This is a genomic window from Priestia sp. J2, from assembly GCF_020790095.1.
GTDB lineage: Bacteria > Bacillota > Bacilli > Bacillales > Bacillaceae_H > Priestia > Priestia zanthoxyli.
In genome coordinates, this window is record NZ_CP086208.1 from 2616071 (window position 1) to 2632560 (window position 16490).

Below are 16490 nucleotides of genomic sequence, written 5' to 3' on the forward strand. Positions count from 1 at the left end.
CGAAGCAAAATATTTTGGAACTCGAAAGATTATTGTTAAAATACTTGTATTCCATTGAAATAACAAGGCCTATGAAGTCTTTAAAGAAAGAAGATGAAATTGATGAGTAAAGCATTAAAAGATATTCCGATTTCCGTGTTAGATCTTTCTCCTGTAGTTGAAGGAGGAACTGTATCTGACTCACTTAGAAATACATTAGATTTAGCTCAGCACGCTGAAAAATGGGGGTATAACCGCTATTGGCTAGCTGAACATCATAATATGACAGGTATCGCAAGCTCCGCTACATCTGTTGTAATTGGTCATGTGGCTGCTGGCACGTCACGCATTCGCGTAGGCTCTGGAGGCATTATGCTTCCTAACCATTCTCCGCTTGTTATTGCTGAGCATTTTGGTACGCTTGAATCACTATTTCCAGGACGTATTGATTTAGGCTTAGGAAGAGCGCCAGGGACAGATCAGCTGACAGCGCAGGCGCTGCGACGCGACCGCAGAAGCGACGGCAGTGACTTCCCAGAACAGCTGGCCGAACTGCAAGAATACTTTAAACCTGCTTCAGAAAGTCAGATGCGTGTTAAAGCTGTTCCCGGTCAAGGTTTAAATATTCCGATTTGGCTCCTTGGCTCAAGCGGTTTTAGCGCACAGCTTTCTGCACAGCTAGGCTTGCCATTTTCATTTGCAAGTCACTTTTCGCCTAATAATACAATGACAGCTCTTAACATGTACCGTCGTTATTTTAAGCCGTCCGACGTGTTAGAGAAACCATATGCAATGTTAGGTGTAAACGTAATCGCTGCTGATACAGATAGAGAAGCTGAACGCTTGGCTACTTCTATGCAACAGCAGTTTCTAAATTTAATTCGAAACACACCGGGTAAACTAAAAGCTCCTGTGGATAATATGGATGAACTATGGACTGACTTTGAAAAAGCTTCTCTTCAACAGCAGCTGGGCTCTTCTATTGTCGGAAGTCCTGAGACGATTAAAGTCAAGCTTGAACAGTTTATTGAAGAAACAGAAGCAGATGAACTGATGATTAACGCTCAAATTTACGATCACAAAGCTCGCCTTCGTTCGTACGAAATTGTTTCTCAGCTGTTCAAATAATAAAAAGGCCGGACACGTCCGGCCTTTTTATTTGCTTTCTACTGCTTCAAGAAGTAAATCTGCAAGATGAACGGCCCTTACACTTTCTTCTACTCCTTCTCTGACTACGCCTAGCTTCATTTGAATGAGACAGCCCGGGTTTGCTGTTACAATTGTATGGGCATGGGCTTCTTTCACTTTTTCCATTTTATAATCTAAAATTTGCATAGACATCTCTTGTTCCGTTAAGTTATAAATACCAGCTGAGCCGCAGCAATGATCCGCATTTTCCATTTCATTAAACACCGTTCCGTTAATCGCTTGGATCAGTTTTCTCGGTGCGCTGGACGTTTTCATCACGTTTCTTAAATGACACGAATCTTGATACGTAATAATTTGACTTGGAAGCGATAACTTTTGTCTTTCTACAAACTGCTGCTGCAATAAAATCTCTGAGAAATCTTTGACTTTTGCAGAAAAGACCGCTGCTCTTTCTTTCCATTCCGGCTCATCTTTTAATAGATGATCGTATTCCACTAACAGCGCACCGCAGCCGCCTGCATTAAGGACAATATCATCCGCTTGAATGGATTCAAACGCCATAATATTTTGTTTTGCTAACTTTTTTGCCTGATCTTTTTCTCCGCCGTGCGCATGCAGGGCGCCACAGCACGTCTGCACTTCTGGTATAACGACCTTACACCCCGCTTTTTGTAAAAGTGCAATCGTCGCGTTGTTTGTTTCCATAAACATCGTATCCATTAAACACCCTGTAAAAAAAGCAACTGTACGCTCTCTTGTTCCTTCTGCTTCAAATAAAAAAGGACGTTTCTTCATTTCTTTTTTTGTTGGCACAGGCGGAAGCGTTTTTTCCATTTGCGCTAAATTACCGGGCAGGACGTTTAATATATTTGTTTTTTGAACAGCTTTTTGCAAGCCGCTTCTTTGATAGAAAGCAAGCAGAGAATGTACATTTTTTAATCGTTCTTTATGCGGAAAAAGCTGTTCGAACACCATATGCCTGAGCGCTTTTACCGGCCATTTATGTCGTTTTTTCTGCTGAATAATATCACGCGCTTCTTCTAATAAGTGTCCGTACTTCACACCCGAAGGACAAACAGGCTCACACGCTCGGCAGCCAAGGCAAAGATTCAATTGCTTTTCAACCGATTCATCCGGTTCAATAAGCCCATCTACAACTCCTTTCATCAAAGCAATTCTTCCGCGCGGTGACGCTGCTTCATATTGATTGGTTTGGCCATACGTCGGACAGCTCGGCAAACAAAAACCGCATCTCATACAATTCATTAACTCGTCATAATCTAACCGTTCTTTAAACGCTTGCTGAATGTCTTTTGTTGCCGTCATGAACGAACCACCACTCTTTTTCTCGTGTCTTTAGCAAAAATTTTCCCTGGATTCATAATTCCTTGCGGGTCCAAAGCATACTTAATTGCTTTCATCGCAGCTACTCCTTCTCCGCCCATCTTCAATGCTAAATACGGTGCTTTCATTTCTCCGACTCCGTGTTCACCTGTAATCGTTCCTCCAAGCTCAATGGCTTTATGAAAAATTGCTTCAAAAGCTTGTTCGACTCGGTGAAGCTCCTCTTCGTCACGCGCATCTGTTAAACAAGTCGGATGCAGATTTCCGTCTCCCGCATGACCAAACGTACAGATTTTAACGTTGTATTTTACAGCAATTTCATTAATCGCTTTGACCATTTCACTAATTTTAGACCGCGGGACGGTTGCGTCTTCTAAAATCGTCGTTGGCTTCATTCGTGCTAAAGCAGAAAGAGCTGATCTTCTTGCTGTACTTAACGCTTCTGCTTCTGCTTGCGAAGCCGCTACTTTCACCGATACAGCCTTTCCTTCGCTGCAGATGCGTGAAATCATTTCAATATCGCGCTTCACCACTTCTGGCGGGCCATCTTGTTCAATCAATAAGACAGCGTTTACATCAGTTGGAAGCCCAACTTGGGCAAAATCTTCTACTACTTCACACGTCGGCTGATCTAAAAATTCAAGCGTAGCCGGAATAATCTTATTGGCGATAATTGCTGAAACCGTCTTAGCAGCTGCGTCCATGTCTTCAAACAGCGCAAGCAGAGTTTGTTTTGTTTCAGGTATTGGAATGAGCTTTAAAATGGCTTCTGTCACGACGCCAAGCGTTCCCTCAGACCCGACAAACAAGTTCGTTAAATCGTAGCCAGCTACATCTTTAGCCAGCTTGCCTCCTGTCTTAATACAATCGCCGTTTGCAAGAATTACTTCAAGACCAAGAACGTAATCTTTTGTTACTCCGTATTTTAAGCCTCGTAATCCTCCTGAGCATTCATTGATGTTTCCTCCAATGGTTGATATTTTCATAGAGCTTGGATCAGGAGGATAAAATAAACCTTTTGCCTCTACGGCATTAATTAAGTCTAACGTAATAACACCCGGCTGCACGGTAGCGGTTAAATTTTCTTCATCAATTTCCAAAATTTTATTCATTCGGTTAAAGGTAAGAACAATTCCGCCTTGCGTTGGACACGTTCCTGCGCTTAAATTTGTGCCTGAGCCTCTTGGCACAATAGGAACGTGATCTTCGTTGCATATCGTTAAAATTCTTTTCACTTGTTCTTTATTTTCAGGCATAATAACCGCATCAGGAAGCGACTGAAAGTTAGGTGTTGCGTCATAGGAATACACGAGTCTTGCTTCACTGCTATCTTGAAAATTGGCTGACCCTACAACTTCAATGAGCTTTGCTTTTGTTCGTTCATTAAGCATAACGTTCCTCCTTATATGTATCTCTTACTCTTATTATAGTTGCAGAAGCAACGAGGGACTATAGATAAAAAACTAAAAAAAAGCGCTTTAAAAACTCATTTTTTGTATGTTTATCTAATGAATAGCGCACTTTATTCTAGTAGAGACAGCGCAAGGTAAAAAAGCGTGAGACCCTTTACACTTTTAGGATCAATGTCTGTTAGTTCTTTCATTTGCTTCAAGCGGTAATGAAGCGTATTGATATGAATATGTAAATCAAACGCCGTTTTTTTTAACGATTGATCATTGGCTAAATAGCATTTCAGCGTTTCGAGAAGCTCTTTTTCTTTTAAAAGAGCGGAAAGCACTCGACTTAAGAATTCCTTTTTTACAGGTTCAGAAACGTCTTCTAAAATCATGTCCATCAGCAGTTCCTCATAAAAAACAACGGCTTGACGTTTTGAAGCTACTTTAAGCGCTTTTTTTGCTTCTTCATATGAAGCATGCAAATCAAATTGCTCCGCTGGCTTCCCTACGCCAATAGTAATCATAACTTGATTATTTGCTTGAATGTACTGCTGACATTTTTTTAGTTCTTCTTTAAATCCTTGTCTTGCCTTTTCATCTACAGCTTCTTTCAGTAAAAGCAAGCGATCGTATCCCCAATTTGCGATATAATCTCCTTCACCTTTATGACTTTCAAACCAGTAGCGAATTGTTTCTTGTACCTGCTGCTGCTTCTTTTTCGAAAGAGATGAGTCAATTTGAAACAGCGTGCAGCAATAAGGACTGTCTACTTGTACTCCTAAAATATGACCTCGTTCAATAAATTCTGCATCTACCTGCTGGCTATAAATCCATTCACGAAAAAAAGCTTCTACTCCTTTATTTTCCCATTCCTTTGTTTCTATGTAGTATGCTTCGCGAATAATTAACTCTGTTAATCTTCGAATAATATCTGCAAAAGGCTCAACAGCTTCTGGGGTACCTGTAATGCCAATAACGCCAATAATGTCTCCTTGATAACTGATAGGCAAATTAATTCCTGGCTTAACTCCTTTTAAATCTGCTGCTTCTTTTTTAGAGATATATAGTTTTTGCTTTTTTTGCATCACGTTCCACGCGCCTTCATGAAAAAAACCAACCCGCTTTTCTTCTGTAGACGCAATAATAATTCCGCGTGTATCCGTTACAATTACATGTTCTTTCATCACCAGCTGTACTTCTTTTATAATTTTCTTCGACAGTTCAGACACTAGCTGCACGTTGTTTACACCTCACCTATCATCAATTAAAAGAGCTGAAAGAATGGTTTTCTCTCAGCCCGCTTTTTTTATTATGCGTTCACTTTTTCAGCTTTTTTTAGCACGTTAAAAAACTCTTTCATAAATTTAGGTAAATCCGGCCAAGCTTGTCCGGTTACTAAGTTTCTGTCTACGTGGAGCGTCTGTTCAACAAATACAGCACCCGCCGCTTCTACTTCCGGACGGCAAGCAGGATACGCTGTCACTTCTCTGTCTTGCAGATACTCTCTAACCGTCGTTAACACGAGCTGACCATGACAAATAACGCCTAAAGGTTTGTTTTCTTTTAAAAAATGAGCGGCAATTTCCTGAACTTTTGTGTTCATTCGAATATATTCAGGCGCTCGTCCTCCAGGAATAATAAGTCCGTCAAAATCAGCGGGATCCACTTCATCTACAGAAGCATGAGAATCAATTTTATATCCCGTTTTTTCTGTGAATGTTTCCATTTCTGGAAGAAAATCATGAACAACCGTTTGGAGCTTCTTTTTCACGGGAGAGGCAATGGTACACTGAATATCTTCTTCTAAACAGCGATAATACGGATAAAAAACTTCTAAAGCCTCCACGGCATCTCCTGTTAAAATCAAGACACGTTTACTCATCTTTTATCACCTTTTCTTTTAATGTCGTCATTTACTTCTTCTCGCAAGCTGCTTTCCATTCCTGCTTTTCCCCTAGGAATAATAAAAAAAGCAGGGCCTTCATTCCTTTACTAGGAATGTCAGCCTTGCTTTTTATCTTGTACTCTTTTTAATTCAGCTGTTAATTCAATAAACCAAGCTTCGTCTTTTGTTAGCAGCGCAAGATCAATCAATGAAAGAATCTGCTCTTCGTGCGCCGTTTTTTGAAGGGGCAGCTTCTCTATTTTTTCATCCATCATGCCAATGGTTGTGCCGACCATTTTTTCATCATCACTTTTCACTACATTGATTAGTGCGGCTTTTTTAGATGGATTAATCGTTTTTATATATCCGTATATAAGTTCACCGTCGCGAGACTTTCCTTTGACCCAGTCGCCTACTTTTAAATTTCCTTCAAATAGCTTCACAGTCATTCTCCTTTCTTCATAAACATGCTAAGAATTAATGTAACGGCATATAGTATTCTAGAAAGTAGTGTAATCATAATACTTACAGTTTAGAAAGTCAAAGAATCTGTTTTAGAGCAAAAGGCTCGATATACAAAATCACTGCAACAATAAAAAAATCCGAACGATTTATCGTTCGGATCTTTCTTCAACTACACTCAGCCTCTTTATTTGTTATACGAGTCCAGTTAAGCTGTAGATTCCAATGATTAAGAAACATGCAAGCGTTTTTATAACAGTGATGGCAAAAATATCTCGGTAAGACTGCTTGTGGGTTAACCCGGTAATAGCAAGCAGGGTAATAACGGCTCCGTTATGAGGAAGCGTATCCATACCGCCTGATGCCATCGCTACAACTCTGTGCATAACTTCAGGAGGAATATTGTATTGATTAATAGCTTCTACATACTTATCTCCCATCGCACTAAGCGCAATTCCCATACCTCCAGAAGCGGATCCTGTAATACCGGCTAAAATGTTTGTCGTAACGGCTCCATTGACAAGCGGATTTGTAAAGGTATGTGAAATACCATCGCGAACGGTTGCAAAGCCAGGAAGAGATGAAATAACGCCTCCAAAGCCATACTCAGCTCCCGTGTTCATCGCAGCGAGAAGCGCTCCGCCAATACTTGCGTTAAGACCCGCTTGGAAACCGGTGGTCACTCTCTTCCAGTCATACGCAATCGTCGTAATAATTCCAATAACAAGTGCTAACTCCACTGACCAAATACCAACAACTGCGGTTAAATCTACTTTTCCGAACGCTTCAAGGCCAATTTTGGCAAAATCAAAACCGTCTGGGTACCACTTTGGAATAGAAACAGTAAAAAATTTGTTTGCAACCCCTACAAGCACGAGCGGAACAAACGCTAAAATCTGTCTTGCTACGCTAGGTTCATATTTAGGTTCTGTAGAAGGTACAGACTCTTTTTCTAGCTCTGCAGCAGCTGCTAGTTCATTATTAAATCCGTAGTAGCCTTCTCCAGCTTTTCTTGCTTTTTTACTTCGGCTTTCTAAATACCAAAGACCTAAGCTAAAAACAATAACTGATCCGATAATCCCCAGTGTCGGAGCAGCATAAATGTCTGTTTTAAAAAAAGTCGTTGGAATAACATTTTGAATTTGCGGTGTACCCGGAAGTGCATCCATGGTAAACGAAATAGCTCCTAATGCAATCGTTCCCGGTACTAATCGTTTTGGAATATTCGCTTCGCGGAATAAGTTAGCCGCAAACGGATAAACTGCAAACGCAACAACGAATAAACTTACGCCGCTGTAGGTTAAGATTGCTCCCATTAAAACAATCGCCAAGATCGCACGTTTAGCCCCCACGACTTTAACAATTGTTTTCGCAATCGATTCAGCGACTCCAGACATTTCAACCATCTTCCCGAAGACTGCTCCTAATAGAAAGACAGGGAAGTAGTTTTTAATAAATCCAACCATTTTCTCCATAAAAACGTTTGAGAAAAATGGGAGTGCATAGCTTGGTTCCGTTAAAATAACGGCTAGCAGCGCACAAAGTGGAGCAAACAAAATAACTGAAAATCCGCGGTAAGCAACCAGCATCAAAAGCCCCAGAGACAGCAAAATAATCAGCAAATCCATAACGTTTCCCCTTTCATCCCTTATTCAATTTGTCTTATTTTTTATAAAGTGCAGACTCAAACTCATATTCATAGCACGTGTAATAAAGCTGAATAACTTCTTCTGCCGTCGGTACGATCGGATGATTAGCAGGACTTCCGCTTTGAATCGCATCCGCTGCCATTTTCTCAACCGCCGCGTAAAATAGCTGGCGATCAATGCCCCACGATTGAAGATTAGGAATCTCTAAGTCGATACAAAGCTGCTTGATGGCTTCAATTAACACATCTGCTCCTTCTTTTTTTGTATATGATACGTTCGGAAAAAGAGCTTGTCCTATTTCACCTAAACGATCGATTGAAGCCTCTTTTGTATAGTCCAAAACCGCAGGCAGGAGCATCGCGTTAGAAATACCGTGCGGCACATGGAATAACGCGCCAATAGGTCTTGACATACCGTGCACTAGAGCAACGGATGAATTTGAAAACGCCATCCCCGCAAGCATAGAAGCATAGGCCATTTCGTTTCTTGCTTGAACGTTTTCTCCATTTCTGTACACTAGACGAATATTTTTCATGATTAACTCAATTGCTTGAAGCGCAAGTGAATCCGTAAAAGGATGCGCTTTTTTAGATAAATACGCTTCGACCGCATGACTGAGTGCATCAATTCCTGTAGCTGCCGTTACGTGTTTTGGACATGATAGAGTTAATAACGGATCAACAATGGCTGTATCAGGCAATAATTGAGGCCTTGCGAGCATCATTTTTACATCGTACGCCGTGTCTGTAATAACCGTCGCTTTCGTCACTTCTGAGCCCGTTCCGGCAGTCGTAGGCACGGCAACCAAAGGAAGAGGACTACCTTGAAAATCTTGTTGATTTTGAAAATACGTTCGTAGATGCCCTTCATTTGTCATCATAATGGCAACCGCTTTTCCAGTATCGATACAGCTGCCTCCCCCTAAGGCAATAACCACATCGCACTGCTCCGTTTTACATATGGCAAGCGCTTCATCTAGATGAATATCTGTCGGCTCTGAATTTACGCCTGTATACACGGCACAGTCCATGCCAGCCTCTGCTAAGTAACGACGACAAGTTTCTACATTGCCTGCTTTCGCCATAACGTCATCACTTATAAGCAATGCCTTTGTCCCAAGCAGTGCAGCTTGTTCTCCAATTTTAGAAAATGATCCTTCTCCATATAAAACCGTGCGTGGTACAAGTAGTTCATAAATTCCCACTGTTTTTCCCCCTTTGTTATCTCGCTGACAATCTCTCCTTCCGTATTTTCATGCTGACTTATGTAAGCGATTTCATTTATTTGTGCAAAAAACCAACATGAACTTCGTTTTTCTCCCCTATTTATTCTCTTTTTGTATACCCCTTTCCTCTTTCATTCTAAAATTTCATCTTATATTTTTCAATCTTTTTTTGAAACTTTTTAAAAATTACAAAAAAAGCCAGAGGTATTCTCTGACTTTACCATTTAAATAAACTTTTGAACAGTATTATTTCGATTTAATTTATAAATCGATAGCAGGAAAAAAACGAGTGCAAAAGCTAGTAAAATGCTGATATTTAACCATAGGCTGCTTAATGCGGCTCCTTGTTGAACACTTTTCAACGTGCTTAATACCCACGTTTGAGGAAGAAAGTCGGCTATTTTCTGCATCACATCCGGCATAAATTCAGGAGGGAAAAAGCACCCTGACAGTAAACAAGTTGGCGTAATAATAAGCGTTTGAAGGCCGTTTGCCGCTTTTGAGCTTTCTGTAAAAGCAACGATTACAAGCGACAAGCCGATGGCTACTAGCCCAAACAAAACTAAAATAAAAAATAGCTGCCACACAGGAATGTTCATATCTACGTGAAAAAGAGTCGTAATACAAACAAGTGTAATCATTACTTGCACAGTTAATAAAATCATATTTGTCATAACATTAGATATCACGTATTGCCTTGCACTGACTGGCGAAGCTAGTAGTCTAAAATACGTGCGCTGCTCTTTTTCTTTTGTGATAAGAGCCGATAGATTTACGGCAGAAAAAAGCATAAACATAATTAAATACCCAATTGTCTGCTTGACAATGTTTTGATCGGTTCCTTTGTCTTCAAGTGCATGCGTGGAGACGTGGAATGGCGCTTTTTGATAACTCTCATACATTTGTTTAAACGCAGCGTCATTGCCGCCTGCTGCTTGATTAAGCGCAGAAACATTATCAATATATTGATACAAATAAGACTTAATAAAGCCCGTTACTTCTGCTCCTTTTATCGAAGTAATCGTAATATGATCTGGTTTGTTCGCTTTGACGCTTTCAAAAAACCCTTTTTCAAAAGTAATAACAGCATCAACTTTCTTTGACGTAATCTCATGATCCACTTCTTTGTCAGTGAGCATTTTAACATTTGTTTTATGCAGCCCTTTTAAAAACTGAACGGTGTCTTTTGAGATATCCGTTGAGTCGTGATTGACAACTCCGATATTCACCGAAGTCCCTGCTGTATTTCCATAAATAAGAACGGACATCAAAATACCTGCAATAGGCAAACCAATAACAAGTACAAGCGTCCTTTTGTTTCTAAGCAGCATATTTCTCAGCATATTTGTGACAAGCCACATGATATTTTTCATGTTATAACCCCTCTCTTTTTCTCAAAAGCACAATGGCTGTGCCCAAGAATAAAATAGAGAAGCCTACATTCAACCCGATAACTGAAAGAGAAGCGCCGATATCATTTGTATAAATCAATTTAATAAGTCCATTATTCATCCAGGTTAAAGGTGATACATTGACGAAGCCTTCTCCAGATCCATTTTGAAAATAGGTTCCTCCCACAATACACGACACTTGAATCACAACCATAATAATTGCTCTTGACGCCGCTTCCGTCTTCGTAAGGTAGCTAACTCCTAATCCAAAGCTAATGGCAAAAAGAATCTGAGATACTAACATTACGAGTACTAAGAGTAAATGATCTCCCCAATTCGCATCAAAAAAATATTTAGTCGACATAATGACCACTAATACACAAATAGCGTGAACCAAAACAGTGCCTAAAATTTTCCCGACAAAAATTTCAGCGGTTTTAATCGGTGCGGCTACTAATCGATTGGCCGTATTTCGCATACGCTCTCCTCTAATTAAATAACTCGCTGAGATAGATCCGTACAAAACAATCATGGTTGTCATTGAAATAGCGTAGTAGTCTATTGAATTTGGCTGTTTTTGAGAATGAAGGGATGTTTCTTGAATATAGTCATGCTTAGACGCACGCAGCAGGTTCTCGACTTGCTGAGGATTTACTTTGGCCACTTCCATAGCCACGTTATACTTATCAACAAATGTACTTAACATACCTTGCACCACGTTAAATTCAATGCTGTTTTCTTCATTTCCGTAGAGATTAATGCCTCCGTCTTTCACTTCTACATAAGCTGTATAATGCTGCTCTTTTACTTCTTTTTTTCCATCTTGATCTTTTTTCAACGCTTTAAAGTAAATGCCCGATTTTTCTGCATGTGCAGCAAACTGCTTAAATGCGGCAGATTGTTCATTACTCGTATCGATTTTATAGAGAACATAGCTATCGTCTATCGTCATGTCGTTATTAAAGGCTTGGGACAAAGCTGTTCCTAAAATAAGGACAAGAGCTAGCGGAAAAAGAATCATAAAGATAAATGCACGCTTATCTCGCAGATCACTTTTCATTTCTTTCAAAGCAATTGCAATAATATTCATTCGTTATTCCTCCTTTCTTTTATAAATCTCTTAGACTGCGTCCTGTGAGCGTCAGAAAGACCGTCTCTAAATTTGGTGCTTGTTCTTTAACTGCTTTAATTTCGATATGATGCGTCATTAAATAATGAATGACCTTGTTTAAGTTATTCACTTCGGCGCTTGAATTAATTTTAATGATTCCATCTTCATACGTAACGGCTGTTACGCCTGGAATTTCCTTTAGACCGCTGCAATCTATATCGTCTGCTTCTTTTACTTCAATCCAAATATCTTTTGTATCGGTGATAATCGCTTTCAGCTGCTCTTTTGTTCCTTCAGCAATAATTTTGCCGTGATCAATAATTGCAATTTTTGTACATACCTCTTCTACTTCTTCCATATAGTGACTCGTATAAATGATTGTGCTTCCCATTTCATTTAGCTTTTTTACAGATGTTAAAATATAATTTCGCGACTGAGGATCAATGCCAACCGTCGGTTCATCCATAATGATCAGCTTAGGGCGATGAGCAATTGCGCATGCGATATTTAACCTTCTTTTCATTCCTCCTGAAAAGCTTTTCGGATACGCCTTTTGTTTATCTAAAAGCCCTACAAACGCTAAAGCTTCTTCGACTCGTTCGCTAAGAAGTGATCCTCTTAATCCGTAGAGTCCTGCAAAAAACTTCACATTTTCATAGGCTGTCAAATCTTCATAAATCGCTAAGTCCTGCGGAACAATTCCGATGTTCATCTTTGCGAAATTTCGGTGTTTCTTTATATTTTTCCCAAGTACTTCAATATCGCCGCTGTTGCTTTGAAGAAGACTAGCTACCATATGAATCGTTGTGCTTTTTCCTGCTCCGTTTGTTCCTAAAAACCCAAATATATCTCCTTCTTCTACTTGTAAAGATAAATTATCTACCGCAATAAAATCTCCAAATTTCTTTGTTAATTTTTGAATGGATAATACGTTCATCATTTCACCTCTAGTGTGTTGGTATATCCTTATTTTATGAAAAAAAGGCAAACTTACGTCAGTGCATAAGTTCACCTTTTTCACATGAGAAATCTCATTATTTACGTATGAAGTTTCTCACCTATCGGCAGCAGTGTGGTAACAGAAAATCCGTTTGCTCCGTCAACAATCACCGTTCCGTTAATGGAAGCAGCGCGCTCTTCCATTCCTGCTATGCCAAGTCCTTTTTGAAACAAGTGAGCGCCTTTTCCATTGTCTTTCACTTCTACTTTAACCATTTTATTTAGTACGTGAAGCTCAATAGAAATCATCGTTGCTTCTGCATATTTTAAAGCGTTTGTAATAGCTTCTGTTATATTTTCATGAATAATTTTCCACTGAAGAGGCGTGATAAGATCTAAATTCCCTTTGTATACAAGAGGCATTGCGATACTATGCTTAGCCTCAAATTCACCAATAAATAATTTAAGACGGCTGATTCCTATTTGCTCAGCGGGAGGCTTTATACTTTTTAATGTTAACCTAATTTCTTCAATGCCTTCTTTCGAAATCGTAATCGCATTTTGAAGAAGAGACAGCGATTTTTCTTGATCATGCTTCATTACGTGCTTTGCTGCCTCCATTTGAATAAGCGCTCCTGTCATTGAATGACCAATCTTATCATGAATTTCCTGCGATAGTCGATTTCGCTCTTCTAATTTTGAAGCATATTGAGACTGTCTCACATACTCTTTATTTTCATTCACGTGCTTTTGCAGCTTTTGCATACTTACTCTCATTTCATCAAGCTTTTGTTCATAATTGTTTGTCCGCTTTTGATAGATAGCTGCTCCTGTATAAATAAAGAAAGTAAACGCAGCAACTAACACATACAGAGCGCTACTATCAGAGGGAACAAGCATCACTGGAAGCAAAACAACAAGGAGCAGCATCCATTTTTTTATGACTAATTCTCCAATAAGCTCACAAAGGTTTAGCGGCAAAAGAAGAAAAAACAAAGGATGAAGTTCATACGCACAATATAGAATAAGGACAATTGAAAAAGCAATAAGCATGCGCTTGAACGCGCTCTTTTTCACAATAGACGCGGCGATATTAACACAGCTGTAAAGAAGCAGTGCTAACACAATAGCTGAAATCGAGTGTACATAATTAAACTGAATGTACGTAATAGCCAAAAACAGCATGAGGATGAGCTTGGTCATCATTAATCCGACTTCCATAGTCCTACTTCCCTTTACCGGTTAAATAGTAAATAGCAATTTGAGTACGGTGCTCAAGTCCCGTTTTACTTAAAATCGAACTAATATAGTTTGCTACGGTACCTTCTGAAATAAAAAGCGTTTTAGAAATTTCTTTATTTGAAAGCCCCTTGGCAATCAGCGTCATAATGCTCGTTTCACGCTCGGTAAACTGTGTCATATCCGCTTTGGACTCGCGCTCAGTTGCAGCGTTTAAACTTGATTTAATTTTATCAAGCACAACATCTTGCAGCACCGTATGTCCGTTGAACACACTTTTGATTGCGTCTCGAATGCGCTCTGGCTCTGTATTTTTTAACAAGTAGCCTTTAGCTCCGTTTTTTACAGCATCAATAATATATTCATCGTCATCAAACGTAGTTAAAATAAGCGGCTTTGCTTTCGTTGACTCTGAAATAAGCTTTGTAGCCTCTACACCGTCCATAACAGGCATTCTTACATCTAACAATGCAATATCGACGGAGTGATTCTTGCAATATTGAACGGCTTCTTGACCATCTTTTAAAGTAGCGACAACGTCGAATTCCTCGTATGTATTTAATATAATTTTCATTCCTTCTCGAATAAACGAATTATCATCTGCAATAATAATAGTAATTTTCATTTCTGCAAGTGAGAAGATCTCACTTTTTTTCACATCCTTTTTTCACATCCATCTGGATGCTTCTCATTTATTGTAGCCATAATAAACCAAAAGTTCAATGCGATAGTTTGCAGTCTTTCTAAGCACTAAAAAAGAGCAAACCTCCGCAGGTTTACTCTTTCGTCCTGTTACTTCTGAGCTAACTTAATCACCGTCTCTAAAAGTACGTTTACACCTTTTTCGCATTCTTCCCAAGGAGTGAACTCTTCTTCACAATGACTTTTTCCGTTTACGCTCGGAATAAAAATCATAGCCGTCGGAATATAGCTAGCTAAAAACTGTGCGTCATGTCCAGCTCCGCTGACCATTCGCTTGTAGGAATACCCTAGCGAACGAACCGACTCTTCCACTTCATCACAAACCGTTTTATCAAACCACACGGTATCGCGTCCCCAAAGCTTGGTCACCCGCACTTCGCACCCTTCTAACAGCTCCGCTTGATCAGGCAGTGATTGAATAATTTTTTCCACGGATGCAATGACATCTTCATCCGTATGTCTCGCTTCAAGCGAAAAAATCACTTTATTTGGAATAACGGTATGAATATTAGGCAGTACGTTCATACGACCCATTGTATAGACTAAATTTGAATCCAATCTGCCGAGCTCATGACGAGCTTCAGCAATCAGGTTATTAGTTGCAAATAGCGCATCTTTCCGCATATCCATCGGCGTCGTCCCGGCGTGATCTGACTCCCCCGTAACTTCAATTTCATAGCATACCATTCCGAGCACGCACTCGACTACACCAATTGATTTGGCTTCTCTTTCTAAAATAGGCCCTTGCTCAATATGTAATTCTACAAATGCCGATGCTTCAGTAAGACGGTTACTTCTATCGCCTTCATATCCGCATGATTGAAGGGCTTGCTTAAACGTCACGCCGTCAACATCTGTCTTCTTCATCATAACGTCTTTTTGAAACTTGCCCGATAAAATACCTGAAGCCATCATAGAAGGCTCAAAACGCGCTCCTTCTTCATTCGTAAAGTTAACAATCATAATCGGCACCTTCGGCTTAATATTATGTTCAACCAGCGTCCTTACTAACTCTAACCCTGCAACTACACCGAGGATTCCATCAAACCTTCCGCCTTTTTTTACGCTGTCCATGTGTGAGCCAATCACAACAGGCGGCTTATCTTCTAGTCCTTCAAGCGTGGCGTAAATACATCCAAGGTCATCGATTTTAATATCCATTCCAAGATCCCGGCAGCATGAGCAAAAATAATCTCGTGCTAGGCGATCTTCTTCTGACAGCGCTAGGCGGGTTACACCGTTATTAGGTGTTCGTCCATAATCGGCAAATCGTTCAAGCGTATTTTTTAACCTTTCTCCATTCACTGCTACTTTTTGTCGTTGCAACTCAACCACTCTCCTCATTATTTGGTTATAAAGTGCGTCTAAGATGCTGTGTTAATGAATATCATTCATTATGACATAAAATAGGCGATATCACTTGAAGTCTGTTAGAACCCCTTCCATTGTTTTTGTAATGAAAGTGCGCAGCTTGCCTTATGTATCTATTAGCTTCAAAACGTAAATTTCCTGCTTTTTTCTATGAATAATGCACGCGTTATTTATGCATTTTTATTATAAAAATAGCGATAGGTTTTTTTCAAAAAAAAGAGAATTAGTTATTATACTAACTCTCCTCTACACACTTACTTTTTATTTGCTTTCTTCGCAATCGCAATCATTGTAGCCAAAACACCAACTGTAATAATCACAATAGCAATTACGGCAGTGGTAATAATAATTCCTGATGTCACTTCTGAAACACCCATTAGTTTACGTTCTCCTTTTGTGCCTGACCTATTTATCTAAATCAGCATATTGATCGATTTATTCCTATTATATACGAACTTGTAAAGCGACGAAATATGTGACACATAATTGACATACTGTTTATATGTTTTCTTTTAATTCTACGTTTTATTTAAGAAAATACGGGAATAATTCAAACATATATAAGAAATACTCTTTATTTCTTTAAAGAAGTATTGTAATATAAATGTAACAATTGTAATATTAACAGCATGAATGTTACATATATT

The 16490-nt window shown here is 39.4% G+C and carries 15 protein-coding genes; 1 reads left to right on the top strand and 14 read right to left on the bottom strand.

Features of this window, described 5'->3' with window-relative positions:
• The first annotated feature begins 102 nt into the window (after positions 1 to 102).
• Entirely contained in the window at positions 103 to 1107 is a 1005-nt protein-coding gene (locus LJY09_RS13180) for an LLM class flavin-dependent oxidoreductase (protein ID WP_074680799.1), read from the top strand.
• Positions 1108 to 1134: 27 nt separating this feature from the next.
• Here LJY09_RS13180 and LJY09_RS13185 read toward each other — a convergent pair whose 3' ends face one another.
• The 14 genes from LJY09_RS13185 to LJY09_RS27650 form a co-directional block, all read right to left on the bottom strand.
• A complete protein-coding gene (locus LJY09_RS13185; RefSeq protein ID WP_099331072.1) occupies positions 1135 to 2454 on the bottom strand; it encodes a (Fe-S)-binding protein in 1320 nt (439 codons plus the stop codon).
• Positions 2451 to 3863: a glycolate oxidase subunit GlcD gene (glcD, locus tag LJY09_RS13190; RefSeq protein ID WP_154973001.1), complete on the bottom strand. Its 1413-nt coding sequence runs from the start codon at positions 3861 to 3863 to the stop codon at positions 2451 to 2453. Before glcD ends, LJY09_RS13185 begins: the two co-directional genes overlap by 4 nt.
• A 131-nt stretch (positions 3864 to 3994) precedes the next feature.
• Positions 3995 to 5107, bottom strand: coding sequence for a CdaR family transcriptional regulator (locus tag LJY09_RS13195; RefSeq protein WP_098113060.1), 1113 nt, complete (start codon positions 5105 to 5107; stop codon positions 3995 to 3997).
• Between the two features lie 71 nt (positions 5108 to 5178).
• Positions 5179 to 5751 carry a DJ-1/PfpI family protein gene (locus tag LJY09_RS13200; protein WP_013057347.1) on the bottom strand — a complete coding sequence of 191 codons (573 nt, stop codon included), beginning with the start codon at positions 5749 to 5751 and terminating at the stop codon, positions 5179 to 5181.
• A 119-nt stretch (positions 5752 to 5870) separates the two neighbouring features.
• On the bottom strand, positions 5871 to 6197 hold the full coding sequence (locus tag LJY09_RS13205) for an IDEAL domain-containing protein (protein ID WP_028413094.1): 327 nt from the start codon (positions 6195 to 6197) through the stop codon (positions 5871 to 5873).
• 213 nt (positions 6198 to 6410) lie between these two features.
• The gene (locus LJY09_RS13210; RefSeq protein WP_013083445.1) at positions 6411 to 7844 is read right to left on the bottom strand and encodes a GntP family permease; all 1434 of its coding nucleotides are present in this window, start codon (positions 7842 to 7844) and stop codon (positions 6411 to 6413) included.
• Positions 7845 to 7878: 34 nt separating this feature from the next.
• Positions 7879 to 9069: an iron-containing alcohol dehydrogenase gene (locus LJY09_RS13215; protein ID WP_099331073.1), complete on the bottom strand. Its 1191-nt coding sequence runs from the start codon at positions 9067 to 9069 to the stop codon at positions 7879 to 7881.
• A 245-nt stretch (positions 9070 to 9314) separates the two neighbouring features.
• Positions 9315 to 10463: an ABC transporter permease gene (locus tag LJY09_RS13220; RefSeq protein ID WP_154973003.1), complete on the bottom strand. Its 1149-nt coding sequence runs from the start codon at positions 10461 to 10463 to the stop codon at positions 9315 to 9317.
• 1 nt (position 10464) lies between these two features.
• The gene (locus tag LJY09_RS13225) at positions 10465 to 11571 is read right to left on the bottom strand and encodes an ABC transporter permease (RefSeq protein WP_028413091.1); all 1107 of its coding nucleotides are present in this window, start codon (positions 11569 to 11571) and stop codon (positions 10465 to 10467) included.
• A 19-nt stretch (positions 11572 to 11590) separates the two neighbouring features.
• Positions 11591 to 12529: an ABC transporter ATP-binding protein gene (locus LJY09_RS13230; protein ID WP_028413090.1), complete on the bottom strand. Its 939-nt coding sequence runs from the start codon at positions 12527 to 12529 to the stop codon at positions 11591 to 11593.
• A gap of 101 nt (positions 12530 to 12630) precedes the next feature.
• Positions 12631 to 13752 (bottom strand): sensor histidine kinase, encoded by a 1122-nt coding sequence (locus LJY09_RS13235; protein ID WP_154973004.1) that lies wholly within the window; start codon positions 13750 to 13752, stop codon positions 12631 to 12633.
• Positions 13753 to 13756: 4 nt separating this feature from the next.
• On the bottom strand, positions 13757 to 14395 hold the full coding sequence (locus LJY09_RS13240; RefSeq protein ID WP_028408271.1) for a response regulator: 639 nt from the start codon (positions 14393 to 14395) through the stop codon (positions 13757 to 13759).
• A 167-nt stretch (positions 14396 to 14562) separates the two neighbouring features.
• Complete coding sequence (locus LJY09_RS13245) at positions 14563 to 15798, bottom strand: Zn-dependent hydrolase (RefSeq protein WP_033579195.1); 1236 nt, start codon at positions 15796 to 15798, stop codon at positions 14563 to 14565.
• A gap of 299 nt (positions 15799 to 16097) precedes the next feature.
• Entirely contained in the window at positions 16098 to 16220 is a 123-nt protein-coding gene (locus LJY09_RS27650; RefSeq protein ID WP_013057357.1) for a hypothetical protein, read from the bottom strand.
• Between the last annotated feature and the right edge of the window lie 270 nt (positions 16221 to 16490).